This window comes from Syntrophomonas sp. UBA1041 (assembly GCF_002316705.1).
Taxonomy (GTDB): Bacteria; Bacillota; Syntrophomonadia; order Syntrophomonadales; family Syntrophomonadaceae; genus DTU019.
In genome coordinates this window covers 1-15,160 of sequence record NZ_DCEA01000083.1, presented here as the reverse complement: position 1 = coordinate 15,160, position 15,160 = coordinate 1, and the positions used below count along the sequence as shown (strand labels likewise).

Sequence of the window (15,160 nt, the reverse complement as noted above, 5' to 3'; positions counted from 1 at the left end):
TCGGGCAGGAGGGGGTGACTGACCTCTCTCCCCTGCCACTAAGCCTGATATTCGGGAGTTCTTGCCGGGCTCCCGTTAATTATTTTCATTTCTAACATTAATAATCAAAGCAAACGCGATTGTGCCATAGGCCACAAAACTGCGGAAATATTCCCCCAGTGCCGCATTATGAAATAAATTCTGTCCGGCCTGGGGCGAAACGATAAACAGAGTATGGAATAGAAATACCCCCACCAGAGCATGCCTGATTTTGGCATGCTTTATACTGGCCCCACCGGCCAGGAGAGCCGCACAGGAGATGATATCGTTGGTCAGATGGGCGGTATAGACATCAAACATGCCGATGTTCTGTAAATATGCCAGTTGGCCCAGGGCTGCCAGGACGGTGGAGAGGATGATCACTTTTATTCTTACTGCCTGGGTATTGATCCCCAGCACTTCACTGGTTTGGGTGCTGGAACCTATGGCTTTGACCTCCTGCCCGAAGCGGGTGTGCAAAATGTAAAATATCATGGCAGCAAATATAAGCACTACTAATATCATGAAAAAGGGTATTTCCAAATTGCCGATTTCAAACAGCCACAGCTTGTCGATGGTATTGCGGTACATACCCAGATCCACTGTGTTTCTTACTCCAATCCCCCGGGTAAGAATTATTTCCTCATTTAAAACCGGGATAACGCTTCCGAACCCCACTAAAAATATGAGCTGATAGACGCTATTGAACAAAAAACCGATAATGATAGTGGTGATCATTTCTTTCCCTTTTACCCGGTTCAAAATAACCCCGATCACATATCCCATCAAAACCGACATAAGCACACCGAGAATAATAGCCAGCAGTATCCCGGTCAAACCCTCAACTCGATAAGCGATCATGATCAATAATGCGGTTTGCATGGACATGGCCCCTACCGTAATGGCGAAATTGAGTCCCATGCCGGCCACCACCGGAATGATCAGTGATAAAACCAGGATCCCGTCGCGGATAAACCGGTTCAGCACCTGATTGAAGACAAAACTGCCGGTGAGGCCGGAAAATTGCCAGGCTAACAATGAAACCGCGATAAACACCATTGGCACCACATATTCGCTATTAAATATCGGGCTGCCTTCCCGCTTTCTCACTGGCTCGCCCCTCGTCTTTCTCTTATCAACAGGGCATACAGGATTATGCCATAGGTAATCATAGTCCTCAAAATTTCGGTGAGCTCCGGCACCAATATGGCATTGGCTATGGGCACGGTGAGCAGATAAATGGACTGCAGCAAATAAGCGCCCAATACGGCTTCGAAGATAAAGGTCTTTTTGCCGGTGCTGCCGCCGATCAATATGGCCGCTATGGCAGGGAAAGCCATCGACAGGGGTTCGTCGTAAAGCTGTATAAAACCATAGCTCTGGGCATAAACACAAATGCCAAAACCGGCGATAACAGTGGAAATAATGATGGCGATCAGACGGGTTTGGGCAATATTTATCCCCGATAACCTGGCGAATGATTCGTTTTCTCCCACGGCAATCGCAGCACGACCGGCTTTGGTCAAAAAGAACAGATACAAAAACACACAGACGAGCGCATAAAAGGCCAAGAGTCCGCAAGGTATTTCTATGCCGCTGACGGTTATAACCCCCAGGTCATCCAAAACATGATTAAAATAGTTTTCCAGACTAATTCTGGGTCTCAAGCCCTGACCGCCGATGGGATAAAGCATTTCCCGGTTTTTAAAGGGAACCAGGGTCCAAAAATAGTTCATCAAAGGTATAAAGGAAAAGCCGATGAATATGCCGGCGATTTCCTCCCGGCCCTTGACCCGGTTCAGGATCAAACCATAGATCCAGCCCAGGAGCATACAAAAAACCAGGCTGAACAGCAAGGCCATGCAAAAACCATAAAACCCGGTCATCCTGAAATTAACCGCCAGGCACATCCCCAGCAACCCGCCGATAATACCTACCGGCAGGCCGAAATTCATCCCCGCCCCCACATTCAGCATGGGTATGAGGGAAAGCACCAGGACCCCGTTCATCACCAGCTTGACTATGGATTGGTTCAGCAAAGCTGTCAAGTCCATCCGCAAGGCAGAAGCTATAACCACTAAAAGCAATAAAAAAAGGGAAATAATGATCTGCGGCAGCTTCAGCTTATAATGGCTCATATTCCGCACCTTCTTCACCGGACAAAGCCAGCCCGAACTCCACATCGGATGAATCAGAGGATAAGATTTTAAAGATTTTCCCCTCCACCATAACCGCAATCCGGTCGCATACCCGTTTCAATTCATCCAATTCACTCGACATGATAACGATGGTAGTATTTCTGGTGCGGTTGATCTCAATCAGCATATTCAGTATTTTTTCTTTGGCGGCGATATCGATGCCCCTGGTCGGCTCGGCCACAAACAATAATTGCGGATCGACGGTCAGGGCCCTGGCAACACAGACCTTCTGCTGGTTGCCGCCGCTCAGCTCTTTTACCTTTTGTTTAACCGAGCTGCACTTAATGTCAAAATCCTCGATCATTTTATTAACGTGCGACCGGCTTTTGTGGCGGTCGATAAATCCTAAAAAAGAACCGCAAGATTCCCTGATGAACATATTTTTCACCTGGTTGCCGGTAAAAACAATGTTGTGCTCCACTGACTGGTCGGCCATGATACCCAGCTCTTGTCTGTCATCGGGCAGTAAATACATGCCGTTCATGATATTCCCCCTGGCCTCCATCCTGGCTATTTTCTCATCTCGGTAAGACACTTCTCCATTTACCGGGTACATTCCCATCATTCCGTAACCCAATGCCAGTTTCCCATGGCCTGACAGGCTGGTTATACCCAATATTTCGCCCTCATACACATCGAGATCCAGGTCTCTGATGGCTTCGCCGGGCATTTCTACCGCAAACCGTTTAAATGTGATAATAGTTTTATTGCCAATCTCTCTTTTTTTTGCCGCTGCTTTTTCCACTAAATGTCCAATCATGTCCTTGGCCAGATTGTTTATCGAGATGCTTCCTTTTTCATACTGGGCCACAAGCCGGCCATCCCGCAAAACGCTGACTCTATCGCAGACATGCTGTATTTCTTCCAGGCGGTGAGAAATAAATAATATTCCGATATCACGGTCGGACATTTCCTTTAAGATCCCGATCAATTTCAAACCATCGCTGCCGCTAAGCACAGCTGTCGGCTCATCCAATATCAGCAGTTTCAAATCAGTGCGGTGGATTTCCCGGGCAATCTCCACAAATTGTTTCAGATTGCTGGTAAGATCAATGACTTTCAACCCCACATTCAGATCGATCCCCAGTTTGTTCAGGGTTCGCTGGGCGCCGGCATCATCTTTCTTGCGGTCGATAAAAGAAAAGGACTGGCCAAACAGCCGCTTGGTGAAGGGCATGGTATTTTCACGACCCAGCTTGATATTCTCCGCTACTGTCATATCAGGAATCAAGGCGAATTCCTGGTGGATCATTCCGATCCCCTGTTGGATCGCATGGCCGCAATTTTTGAAAGCTGCTCTTTTACCACAAAAATAAATCTCGCCTTCATATCCGCCGCTTGCCTCTATAATCGGATTACCGAACAAGATGTTCATCAGGGTCGTCTTACCGGAGCCGTTGGCCCCCACCAAGCCGTGTATTTCACCGGCCGGTATGGACAGATTGATATCGCTCAAAGCCGGAATCCCATTATAGCTTTTATTCAGATGTTTAATCTCCAGCATGTTTGTCATTGTTATCCCATGTGCATTGATAATTTTTCAGTGAGCATCAAGGCCGATATGGAAAAAGAACACAGGCTGTCGTTATAAAATATACGACAGCCTGCATTTTTTTCAATTTGCGCTTAATAGAGAATGGTCTTCATAATCATTACAAAGTAATTAGGATACTCCGCGCCGTCTTCCGTGGCTTTAAACTTGCTGAAACTCACTTCGCTGCCGGCGACTTCTTTGGCGTATTGGTTCAGAGCATCAACATCTTTGTAATTAAAGTTGGGTTCTTCTATCATTTTCTTAGCCAGTTCAACTCCGAACTCCGGCATGAATACCGTTGCCGGCATGGGCCATCCGCCCAGTCTGCCTGTCATTCCGGCAGCAGCGGCTTTTTCCGATATCATACCGTTTACTTTAGCGAAATCCCAGGCATCTTCCTCCGAAATCTGCAAGCCTAAAACGGTTGGGTAGGCCTGAAGAGGAGTCGGGCAGCATTGCTCCACGACCATAAATTTTAATTTGAAGGCTTCGTCAATGATCACATCGTACATGGGACAATTTGAACCAAATATAACGGTATCCGGTCCATATTTGTCGATCTGCCGGGGAACATCTTCCCGCAGGAATTGCAGCATGGGCCCGGTTCCATCCCCGGTCTGGGGATCAGGAGTGACCACCTCGACCCACTGCATCCCCAGTTCTTTACATGTCTTCTCCATGGAATCTTTCCTCTGGGAAATCACTTCTTTAGCTAAATGAGTGGGGAATGAATAGTGAATCATCGTTTTGGCACCCATTTCGTGCCCTTTTTGCGCAATAGCAACGCCTCTCCTCACCCAGTCGGTGTCAAGGTTGACATCCACGTACTTGGACATCAAGGCCGGGTCATCCCAGATGGGAGCAGTCATGGTTATGATCTCAGGCCTTTTCTCTTCCACCTTCTGCAGGGCCGGCAGTAATCCGGCCTGCCCGGATATCACAATGATGGCTTTCATTTTGGGATCATCGGCCAGTGAGGTGATCTGGCTCAATCCGGTTTCAATCTCGGTGGAGAAATTCTCTGGCAAGGTAATGTGTTTGACTATATCGGGGTATTTTTTGGCCATCACATCGGCAGCCCTGAACTCATCTTCGCTGGTGGATAATGTTGGAGTAACCACGCCGATTTTGTAATCGTTTGTTTGTTCTTTAACAGTTGTAGTGCTTGCATTGCTACAACCCGCCACCAAAGTGGCCATTATTAGAATCATTAATAACAAAGATATGTATTTTTTCAATTCTTTTCCCTCCCCAATGCTTCCTTTGAACGGCTACTTATATTTACTAAACCGCTATTTGTATTCATACCCCCTAATATCAATGTATAACGATTTGCTTCCAAATTTTTCGACATGATTATTTATGCTATGTTTTTGCTACTATTTCCATCACATTATATATTAGCAAATTTTATCTGTCTAATTACTTGCAGTTATACTTTATTAAGAGCTATGTAACCCAGCTGGCTTTTTGGTGCTTGAATTGAACCGAGGATATATAATGATAGCAAGGGGGGATGTACATGATATGTCAGGTTTGCCAACAGACCGCGACCCTAAAATGCCAGGGATGCGGAATGCCGTTGTGTAATGACTGTTGCTTTTATGACTTGTTTGGTCACGGCTGCGGATGTGTAGTTCCCGTTTATATGTGCCATAAATGTATAAATGACCCGCTGGAAAACCCCTATACAACAGGAGATATGTCTTTCAAGCTGCCTGGATAGTATGCCATTTTATTAGCACACTATCCGGCCTTGACGTCTTGGCGCCGCTATGCAGAAATAATATCTTTGCCTGGAAACAGATTATTCGCAGGCAGACACGGGACAGATAAATACCAGGATCAATGCCTTTTTAGAAATCCTGGCCTAGTCTATGACTCTATCGAAACAAGCTGGTAAATTTCTTGGGCACTTCAGTTTCGAAGCGCATCACCCGCCCGGATACGGGGTGTTTGAAGGCTAATATATGGGCATGCAATCCCAGCCGCCCGATAGGGTTGGTTGTAGAGCCATATTTTTTGTCACCAATGATGCTATGTCCCATATCTTTCAAATGAACCCGTATCTGATTCTTTCTCCCCGTCTCCAGCCGGATTTCCAACAGTGAGTATTTGGCATTGGTTTGCAGTACTCTATAATGGGTGACGGCTTCCAGTCCATCCCCTTCCCTGCCGCTGGAGTACATCAGCTTTGTCTTAGTTTCTTTTAACCAGGATTTTATAGTGCCTTGCTTATCACTGATCCCGCCCTCCACGACTGCAACATAGGCTCTATCGATCACAATTTCTTTCCATGAATCCTGCAACACATGCTTAATGCTTTCATTTCTGGCAAACATCATGACTCCGGAGGTATCCCGGTCCAAACGGTGAACAATGAAGATCCGCTCTTCCGGGTCAGCTTCACTTACATAGTCCCTTACTTGCCGATAGGCGGTGATCTCCTTTTCCTGGTCTGAAGCGATGGATAACAATCCGGCCGGCTTATCAATAACGATTATTTCCGAGTCTTGATATAGGATCTTTAAGCCTCTGTCCGACCCCTCATCCCTTATCAGCGACCAGTGAATCATTACTTCCTGCCCCACTTGCAGGAGATGGTTATAGCGAGAAATCACTTCTCCATCTACTTGAACCTGGCGGTGGGTTAATAGGGATTTAATATTGTTACGGGCTTGTGAAGGCATTTTTCCTATTAGAAACTCCATCAACTCCGCTGGCTCCGATACCTCCAATCGAGTTGGCGGTTTGCCTGGCTTTCCATGGCGGGAAGTCTTCATAGAGATCCTCCTCATTGTAATAGCAGTAAATCCATTATATAAAAATAAACCCGAGAGTCAAAACTCTCGGTCTTTCTTATCGTAGTGGTCCCGAAACCGGGGTCGAACCGGTACGGGGTTTGAGCCTCACGGGATTTTAAGTCCCGTGGGGCGGGCGGAGCTGAGCCCGGAAAAGCAACCGCAATCTAGGTAAGGGTGGTCTGTCTGGCAATAGTCTACTTAACCCTAAGCAGGAGGTAAGGGATAACAATTGCAGCATTTACTGGCCAGAGTATGCCGGCTTTGAAGGCAGGCAATATAATATTTGCTTACTCTTACAATTATTTTACATGGCCGGATATTTATATTTACCCAGGATCAATACTTCTATAACCATAATAGGCGAAAATATTATTAGTAGCTGAAACGTAAGCCGAGGACGCGGCAATGCCGGAGGGAGGAGAAGTATACGAAATACCTGATTTTTTTTAATTATCTGGTTCGTCACAAATGGTATGTCTTTCTAGAGTGCTGCCGGTATGGCATTCCCTTTTTGGGGATATTGCACGATATCAGCAAATTCCTCCCCGGTGAGTTTATTGCCTACGCAAACTATTATCAGAATCAGGTTAGCGGCCAATACCGCGGAAGTCAGGCTCTCGAACCCACATTGGCATGGCTCAAACACCAAAAACGGAATCGCCATCACTGGCAGTGGTGGATTCTGCATGGAGATGACAATAGTCCCAGGGTTCTCCCTATGCCTGAAAAATATGTTAAAGAAATGGTTGCTGACTGGCGGGGGGCTGGTCTTGCTCAGGGTCAAGCCGATACCTTGGCCTGGTATCATGCCAATAAACACAAAATAATCCTGCACCCCGCTACACGGAGTCAGGTTGAACAATTGCTTTATAATAGCAGAATAACGGATTCCCTGGACAGGATCAACGAATCGGCAGCAGCAGTCAATTGCAGGTATTATTTCCAGGGTTTATAAATAAGTTTTGTGTTTTGCTGTTATTGCGGCTTAACTTTTTTGACTTTGATTTCTTTTTCCCCATCCGGAATGTTATCGTATTGGGCCGGATCTGGGACTTAACCCGAATTTGAGATCTTCCGCATTACCGCGCTGTAATACCATATTGGTAATCATTTGCGCCAAAAATACCAAGACCCTGTCTCCATGTTCAAACCCAAAATGATCGTTGAAGGCTTTAAAACTATCCAAATCAAAGTAGAGAATCATAAATTCACGTTCATTAGTACTTAATTCATTCATGATGCGCTGGGTTATACAGCGATTGCCTGGCAGTCCGGTAAGTGGATTTGAATCCTTGGCCTGCTCCACCAAAACCTGCGGGGTAATATACTGGTTATAGTCTACGATTTCCCCTACGTTCTTCTGGGAGGAATATGGATTACTTCGATTTTCTGTGTAACAAAGCTGTATCAGGCTGCGCACCGCCACTGGGATCTCAGATCGCATGGGGCCTGGCCGGGTTAGGAAAAATCCCTGTCCGAATTCACAACCGCTATTGCTGAGGGCTCTTAACTCTTCAAATGTTTCTATTCCTTCGGCGATAATATGAGCGTTTATTTTTGAACAAAAGTCTATAAATGTTTCCATCAGAGCCCTTTTAATAGGTATCTTGTCAATGTCTCTCACCAGTGACATGTCAATTTTTACAAACTCCGGATTCAATTCAGCGATGGCCTGCAAGCTGGAATAACCGGCTCCAGCGTCATCGATGGCAATCAAGAATCCCAAACTGCGATAATAGCGGATAGTTTCGCGGAGTTCATCAAAGTTTTTAATTTCACTTCTTTCAGTCAACTCCAAGACAACACTACTGAAATCAATCCCACTTTTACGAAGAACCTCCTGGATATGAGCCTGACGATAGTTAACCGGATTCAGAACGACTGGATTAATGTTTAGAAACAGATAATTCTTTCCTAAATCATTTACCGCCCTGGTAATGGCAAGGCTGTTGCACAATTCCTCTAATTCCAGTAAGCATTTGTATTTATCGGCAGCGGAAAAAAGCTGTTTGGGATATTCATAAATGGTTCCCTCCGGCCCTCTTGACAAAGCTTCATATCCCTTGATGTCGCCTGTCTTCAATGAGACAATCGGCTGGTAAACACTTCTGATCTGTTGCTTGTTAATGATTTTTCGCATCAATTGCCAGTCTGAATGCTCTTTAGCATTAATATAATGCTTGGCCGCGAAGGAGGCCTCTTTCTGAGCTTGATAAACCAATGATTCAACATGGGCGCCACGTCGGTTCTGAATATCCGTATATCCAATATGCAGACTAAGACGTTTATGCAGTTCCAGGGATTCGATGGAATGATTGAGTTCTTCTTCATAGTAAGCCTTCATATTGATGTACTCTTGCTCGTAGCTGACCAGGTCAGGAGCATCAACAAAGATTAGGAAATCGTCCCCTCCCAGGCTGCACACCCCGAATTTTTGCCGGGGTCCGCCAAAACACACCGGTAAGTCACGCAAAGTGTTCGCTACTTTTCCCAGCACTTTATCACAGATGTCGCGGCCATATAAAGTTTCTATAGATTTAAAGTTCTCAATATCCAGATAGATAAGACCTAATTTTGTTTTGCTCAACTGGTACTCGATAATAGGAAACATGGTAACCATAGTTGGCAAATCGGTCACCCTGTCATTGGTATGCGGAGTCTGGGTATGATTGGGCGTAAAATAATTTAATACATGATTCATCTGTCTAATTAGGCCGGCCATACTGCTCCTTCTTCCTCCGAATTATGGGAAGCCACAATTTCGAATGGCTCTTCATTCGATAATAGTTGTTCAGTTTCAATGGTGGAGACTGAAGTCGTAGAACAAATCTTAATAGAATTCATAAATTCTTGTAATATCTGAGCCAGTTCAGCTAATCTCGCAGAATGCTCAAGTGTAGAAGCGGCGTAACTTTTTTGCTTTAAGGCGGCTTGCGTCATTTCGGAAATGCTGTTGTCAATAGTTAGCGACTCGGCCAAGATGGTTTCCGCTTCATCGCTGACTCTAATGGCAAGTGATAGTATCGACTTGATTGATTCAGCTACATTTTCAATGCCATTTTTGTTTCTAATGATATGTTGGTTGATTTGTTCAAAAGTCTGTCCACAATATGCGGCAGCCTCTGAACTGCTTATTACCTCCCCATACATCTGTTTGTAGATATTTCTGAGATCGGAAAATTCTTGAACCACCAGACTGATTATTTTGGCTGTCTGTATAGAAAAGTTTTGTGTTTCCAAAGAAAATTGAGTTACTTCTTCAGCCACCACTGCAAAGGCTTTTCCATACGCCCCCGCCCGGGCAGCTTCTATGGTTGCATTTAAGGCCAGCATTTTTGTATTGCCGGCAATGCCTTCAATAGATGTGTTGATGGACAAAGTTTGCTGCAGTTTTTCTTCCAATCGTTCAAATGCTCTTTCAATTAGTTTGGCGGAATCACAGATTCCATCCATTTTTTCGATTACCTCACCTATCGAGTTTCGCCCCTGTTCAGACATGCTTAGTACATCCTGGCTAATCTCCACTGATGTAAGATTGCGATGATTAATTTCATGCGCCGATTCCTTTAAACCACTAATAAGCTGCCGGGTGGCTTCCACAGAATCCATTTGTTTCTTAACGTTTTTGCTGACTTGAAACATGGTGGCGGTGACATGATCTGATTCTTGTTTGAGTTTTTGTGCGGTGCCGTCCAGTTCGCAGCTGCTGTTTTGCAGGGTCTTAACGGTTGCATTGATTTGAGATAAAAAATGCTGCAATGATTTGCGCATGCTGTCAAAACTATGGCCCAATTTGGAAAGTTCAAGCGGTATGCCATTTTGAGGAATGTAGCTGTCAAGCTGTCCTGACTCAATGCTTTGAACTGCATCCATCATGTCGTTAATCGGCTTGGTAATACTAATGATAATCCTCCATGCGGCGGCACAAGCAAAAAGTAGCGCAATTAAACCAATCATGAACATCATATTTCGCAAATCATAAACCGGCTTCAAGTACTCGTCTTGAGAAAGGGCCAGGGCAATGAGTTCTTTTCTCTCCAAGGAAAAAGCATAGGCTATGGTATAACGCTTTTGCTGGTAATTGGTGTCCATCAAGCCCGTCTTATTGGCAAGCATCTGCTCTAATTCCAGGCTGCTGGCAGGAAATTCTGTTAAGCTGCCGTAGGCTTTAATTCTTTGTCCGTTATCTCCAACAATAAATTGGCTGAGACCATAATTGCGCTCCTGATAGTTTGATCTTTGGTTTCCTAAAAAATATTAATGCCCATCAAGTTCTTAAGCCTCCTCTTGTCGACATAATTTGCCATGTTGTAGAAATTCTAACTTATGAAGGTAACATAATGGCTTTATTTGGGTTATTAGTTGGTAAACGTGAAGTAAAAAGAGTGTAAACAAGGGTGTCGGCAAGCAAACCAGATGAAGGGATAGGTTTGATCTTTGTATGCAAACCCATGGTCAATTCAGAGAGGTAAGAGGAATCGTACATTTATATTGACTAATATGTTAAATAATGGTGAAAAGGTGTAGTATTTAATGAGGTTGAAGCTGATTTTTGTTTAAAGGCGGGGTTATCAATATGGTTATTGATTCTTTTATTACATGGGACTTTTTGGGACAATTTATGGGCGTCGTTATTGCAACTATGCTTATAGTTCAATTCATTAAGGAAATACCGGGGATCAAGCGAATTTCTACAAAATACTTGACAGCGCTGGTTGCCTTTGCTACTTTGCTCTCCTATCAAATAGCAAACGGATCTTTCACTTGGCGCGGCTTATATCTGGTTTTTCTGAATGCAATATTCGTTACCATGACGGCAACCGGCGGTTACGACTTCGCACAAAGAAAAAAAGTAATCACTCCTACGTCTTCTCAAAAGGATGAGACTCCCAAAGAGTATGATACAGCAGCTACCGAGCCAATAAAAGCGATAAAATAGTATTAAGTCATAATACATAGTTTCAATCAGAACTGTATATTGGGGTGATAAGATCGGCACATATAAAAAACTCGTTCATGAAAAAACAGCTTTTTGGGGAGCTATAACCCAAATCTATAATAGCGCCAACAACTGCAGGTTTATTTACCATCCCTTTGGTACGTCCGGGGTTGTCTTTTAGCATCTGTGCGTATTCGAATGCTCTATTGGGGTTATTTTCCCAGAGTAAATCCCATGCCCTAACCAATCATAATCATTTTGGCTGGCTATTAATGTAGTATTACCATTAATAACATCGCCGGCTACACTCTTATCGCATCCATGAAATCCTATAATGAAATTAGGTAAAGAAGCATACATAGTCGAATACATCTTTACTTATATTCTTTCTTGAGCTTGCCGTTTTTATCATACATTCCAGTTGCTTGAAGAAATGAACTAGCTGCCGCTTTAGATTTACTAATTTTTTTCTGAAGCCCTTCATTTCTTTTGCTTGTTTCTGGGCGTCTTGAATAGTCAAAACTTGCTTTCCAGTCGCGGTCCTGTGGGTTGAATAAGTTCTTGACATACCTTAACACCTTCTATCAAATAGAATAAAGACCTGAATTTAATTTCATTATAGCATATGGTTTAATGACTCCTCTCATGGTCATTTTATTTGTCTGGTTGCTTCTTATCTTTGTCATCGGGGTTGCCAGAAAGCCCACTGGGCACAAGTTTGCCAAAATCGCGTAGGGGTACAGCAAAGGCTATGGCGCATAGACGAACCGGCCTGCTTGCGTCTTGAAGAAGATTATTTTCTTATACTGGTTACAAATGAATATCCCAGCAGGATGCCCCCCATATAGTAAAGGATCTCAGTTCCTCTAAAGACCATAGGAGCCGGAGTCATTGGCAGGACGAGAAAATAAAGTGCCGGGATTCCCAAGATGCACAACCTCATCCAATCAATCTTTACATGTTTCAAGGTGTTATTTTTTAAGCTCATATGGTCGAGTCCGAGCAATATCCCCAATATTACGGAGGTTGCAACAAAGGTGACACCGAAAGGTACAAAGTTGAAGGTATGACGATATATCGTCTGGAAATGGCCCATTAGTAGTGTCGATATAATAATCGTTATTGGAATTAATCCCAGCAGGAATATTCTTTTAAGGCTTTCCATGCGACTCCCCCCTTTCGCAAAGCAATTCGTGGTCGGTTCATCCTCCGCTTTAGCCCGGCTCACATCATCGGGGCTCATTTGCTGACTGAACCGTTCCAGATGTAGGTGTCGGCCTGTAGAGTTTCGCCGTTTTCCAGCTCTACATCTATCGTCTTCCTGGTCACCATAGTGCCCTCGTTCATAAAAAAGTCCATCTTGGCCAGGGTTTTTTCATCAATCTCATACACTTCACCCGCTACGATTTCTCCTTCTTCAGCAGTCATGCCATCCACGGCGCCGAAGATATATTTGTTATAGCCATTGGCAACCGCTTTGCCCAGAAGAGTCTTTCCTCCCAGATAATATTGGTTGTAACGGCGACCGGTCACAAAGCTGCCGTACACAAATATCTTAAGCATCTAAACACACTCCTGTCTTTTGTAGTTCCATCCCCTGATCTTGAGCCTGTATTGCAATAGCCTGAGACTCTCGGGACAATATTTACAATATTCCCTATTTGCTTCCAGTATCCTCCCGAAGCAATAGTTCAGAGACAGGATTCAGTAGTCTTAAACGGCTCGCATGAAAAAAGCAGGGATGCAGAAGGCGGAGACATTTATTTCCGGACAATACTATGCCGCAACAGCTGGGTACATTTAGGTAGATTCGCAAGAAGCGGGAAGACATTCTGCTTCCCATATCACGCTGCCGCAGGTGTAGAAATAACAGCTGTTTCAAATTCGAATATCTCAATTGCATAACGCGCCATACGCAGGTCTTTAACCCCTATTCCCACTCCGACCAAACGGGCTAATCTGCGTATGATCCCATGTCGATGCCGGTATCCATATATCCACCGAAACCGCTATCTACGGCGTTTTGCTCCTCTCTGCCGGTCTGCTCTATCCTGATCATGAGGATCCTCATTAGCCTAAAGGCTAATTTGTTGGTATAATTAAATAACAACGTGTAGTCTCGATGACGTAAATCCTGTTGTCGAGTCTATTTTTTTTCCGCAACTCATATCTAATGATGCTGTTTGAACAACGCAGCAAGGGAGAAATGTTTATGTTCAAAGTGAATGATTATGTGGTCTACGGTTTAACCGGAGTATGCCAGATTATTGATATTGAAAAAGTCAAGGATACCAACAACGATCAAACCGATTACTATGTATTGCGCCCTGTATATGACAATATAAACAATATGATTATTAAGACCCCGCTGAATAACCCCAAAATTTTGATAAGAAAAGTCATCACCAAGCAAGAGGCTGCAGCATTGATGGCCAAGATGACGCAAAAAGAACCCGTCTGGATAGAGGATAACCGGGAAAGAAGCTTGCATTTTAAAACCATTCTTAAAACCGGAAATTGCGAAGAACTGATAGGACTTATCAAAACGCTATATCATGAGAAAGAAGCCAGATCTGTTGAAGGCAAAAACATAACCAGTACAGATGAACAGATAATGAAAACTGCTGAAAAGCAATTACATGAGGAATTGGCAGTGGCGTTGGACCTTTCACCCGACGAGGTCGTCGCTTATATTCTCGAACACCTCTCTTCATAAGTGTAAAAACGCCCTGCTGTAAAATCCTTCATGTGAGCCCTATCCTTCACATATTATAACAACTGGTAATCAAAAACCTTGAGGATAATATTATTATAAGGGAGTTAAAGAATCATGGTTTTTTATTCCTTGATAGCTTTAACCTGTCCAAATTGGCCATATATAGCTAGAGAGAAAATGCGAGTATCTGAAGAGTGATAAGGGGCAAGAGGATGAGTAAACAGAGGGAAAGACTATTTGCCGCCCAGGTGGAAATCAAGTAGAAAACCCAGGGCGATCCCCAGGGATTTAGCCAACCTCCTTCAGCAAAGCACATGTTGAAGAGAGTATTAAAAGCGCTTAGATTGAATTAAGCCGTTAACAAATTTTAACTAACAAATGTTAACGGCTTAAGTGATTTTTGTTTAAATTATGATCTCGGCAGAGCTGCTGTTATTCCCCTACTGCAATTTTCAGGGCATTGTCCAGGTCAAAAATCAGGTCTTCCACATCTTCAATCCCGATTGATAACCTTATTTGATCGGGGGTCACCCCGGCCAGTTTTTGATCCTCTTCGCTGAGCTGCGAGTGGGTCGTAGTGGCGGGATGAATTACCAGTGACTTGGCGTCGGCAACGTTGGCCAAATTAGAGAAAAGTTCCAGATTATTGATAAACCGTTTGGCTTTATCTATATCGCCCTTGATGCCAAATGTAAAGATTGAACCGGCCCCCCGGGGCAGATATTTCTGCGCCAGATCATAGTATTTGTTGCCGGGCAGGCTGGGATAATTAACCCAGGCAACCAGAGGATGATCATTCAGCCATGCCGCTATTTTAAGGGCATTGCCGACATGACGCTCCACCCTTAAAGACAAGCTCTCCAGACCCTGCAGGAAAAGAAATGAATTAAATGGACTCAAGGCAGCGCCGGTATCCCTCAGCAGCTGCACCCTGGTTTTGGCCACATAAGC

15 protein-coding genes are annotated in these 15,160 nt (G+C 44.2%); 4 read left to right on the top strand and 11 right to left on the bottom strand.

Annotated elements, in window-relative coordinates; genetic code table 11:
* Nucleotides 1-75: 75 nt before the first annotated feature.
* The 4 genes from B2633_RS12330 to B2633_RS12315 form a co-directional block, all read right to left on the bottom strand.
* Nucleotides 76-1,128, bottom strand: coding sequence for an ABC transporter permease (locus tag B2633_RS12330; RefSeq protein ID WP_483170985.1), 1,053 nt, complete (start codon nucleotides 1,126-1,128; stop codon nucleotides 76-78).
* Nucleotides 1,125-2,156 carry an ABC transporter permease subunit gene (locus B2633_RS12325; RefSeq protein ID WP_483170984.1) on the bottom strand — a complete coding sequence of 344 codons (1,032 nt, stop codon included), beginning with the start codon at nucleotides 2,154-2,156 and terminating at the stop codon, nucleotides 1,125-1,127. Before B2633_RS12325 ends, B2633_RS12330 begins: the two co-directional genes overlap by 4 nt.
* Entirely contained in the window at nucleotides 2,143-3,729 is a 1,587-nt protein-coding gene (locus B2633_RS12320) for a sugar ABC transporter ATP-binding protein (protein WP_483170983.1), read from the bottom strand. Before B2633_RS12320 ends, B2633_RS12325 begins: the two co-directional genes overlap by 14 nt.
* A 113-nt stretch (nucleotides 3,730-3,842) precedes the next feature.
* Complete coding sequence (locus B2633_RS12315) at nucleotides 3,843-4,988, bottom strand: DUF3798 domain-containing protein (RefSeq protein ID WP_483170982.1); 1,146 nt, start codon at nucleotides 4,986-4,988, stop codon at nucleotides 3,843-3,845.
* 558 nt (nucleotides 4,989-5,546) lie between these two features.
* On the opposite strand from B2633_RS12315, the gene B2633_RS12310 reads away from it, so the two are divergent.
* Nucleotides 5,547-5,624 carry a hypothetical protein gene (locus B2633_RS12310; RefSeq protein WP_483171020.1) on the top strand — a complete coding sequence of 26 codons (78 nt, stop codon included), beginning with the start codon at nucleotides 5,547-5,549 and terminating at the stop codon, nucleotides 5,622-5,624.
* 9 nt (nucleotides 5,625-5,633) lie between these two features.
* On the opposite strand, the gene B2633_RS12305 is transcribed toward B2633_RS12310, so the two are convergent.
* Nucleotides 5,634-6,533 carry an RluA family pseudouridine synthase gene (locus B2633_RS12305; RefSeq protein WP_483170981.1) on the bottom strand — a complete coding sequence of 300 codons (900 nt, stop codon included), beginning with the start codon at nucleotides 6,531-6,533 and terminating at the stop codon, nucleotides 5,634-5,636.
* A 400-nt stretch (nucleotides 6,534-6,933) separates the two neighbouring features.
* On the opposite strand from B2633_RS12305, the gene B2633_RS12300 reads away from it, so the two are divergent.
* Nucleotides 6,934-7,509 (top strand): DUF5662 family protein, encoded by a 576-nt coding sequence (locus B2633_RS12300; protein ID WP_483171019.1) that lies wholly within the window; start codon nucleotides 6,934-6,936, stop codon nucleotides 7,507-7,509.
* A gap of 72 nt (nucleotides 7,510-7,581) precedes the next feature.
* Here the strand turns inward: B2633_RS12300 and B2633_RS12295 are convergent, their stop codons facing one another.
* Both B2633_RS12295 and B2633_RS12290 read right to left on the bottom strand, forming a co-directional pair.
* Nucleotides 7,582-9,255, bottom strand: coding sequence for an EAL domain-containing protein (locus tag B2633_RS12295; RefSeq protein ID WP_483170980.1), 1,674 nt, complete (start codon nucleotides 9,253-9,255; stop codon nucleotides 7,582-7,584).
* Between the two features lie 8 nt (nucleotides 9,256-9,263).
* Nucleotides 9,264-10,670, bottom strand: a complete 1,407-nt coding sequence (locus B2633_RS12290) for a methyl-accepting chemotaxis protein (RefSeq protein ID WP_483170979.1) — start codon at nucleotides 10,668-10,670, stop codon at nucleotides 9,264-9,266.
* A 436-nt stretch (nucleotides 10,671-11,106) separates the two neighbouring features.
* Between B2633_RS12290 and B2633_RS12285 the strand changes: the two genes are divergently transcribed.
* Nucleotides 11,107-11,493, top strand: coding sequence for a hypothetical protein (locus B2633_RS12285; RefSeq protein ID WP_483170978.1), 387 nt, complete (start codon nucleotides 11,107-11,109; stop codon nucleotides 11,491-11,493).
* A 374-nt stretch (nucleotides 11,494-11,867) separates the two neighbouring features.
* Here B2633_RS12285 and B2633_RS12280 read toward each other — a convergent pair whose 3' ends face one another.
* From B2633_RS12280 to B2633_RS12270, 3 genes are all read right to left on the bottom strand, one after another.
* Entirely contained in the window at nucleotides 11,868-12,071 is a 204-nt protein-coding gene (locus B2633_RS12280; protein WP_483170977.1) for a hypothetical protein, read from the bottom strand.
* Between the two features lie 215 nt (nucleotides 12,072-12,286).
* On the bottom strand, nucleotides 12,287-12,658 hold the full coding sequence (locus tag B2633_RS12275) for a hypothetical protein (protein ID WP_483170976.1): 372 nt from the start codon (nucleotides 12,656-12,658) through the stop codon (nucleotides 12,287-12,289).
* Between the two features lie 74 nt (nucleotides 12,659-12,732).
* Nucleotides 12,733-13,056: a gamma-glutamylcyclotransferase family protein gene (locus tag B2633_RS12270; protein ID WP_483170975.1), complete on the bottom strand. Its 324-nt coding sequence runs from the start codon at nucleotides 13,054-13,056 to the stop codon at nucleotides 12,733-12,735.
* A 649-nt stretch (nucleotides 13,057-13,705) separates the two neighbouring features.
* Here B2633_RS12270 and B2633_RS12265 point away from each other — a divergent pair.
* On the top strand, nucleotides 13,706-14,209 hold the full coding sequence (locus B2633_RS12265; protein ID WP_483170974.1) for a CarD family transcriptional regulator: 504 nt from the start codon (nucleotides 13,706-13,708) through the stop codon (nucleotides 14,207-14,209).
* A gap of 432 nt (nucleotides 14,210-14,641) precedes the next feature.
* On the opposite strand, the gene B2633_RS12260 is transcribed toward B2633_RS12265, so the two are convergent.
* Nucleotides 14,642-15,160, bottom strand: a 519-nt coding sequence (locus B2633_RS12260) for a PLP-dependent transferase (RefSeq protein ID WP_483170973.1), incomplete at its 5' end; no start/stop codon positions are given.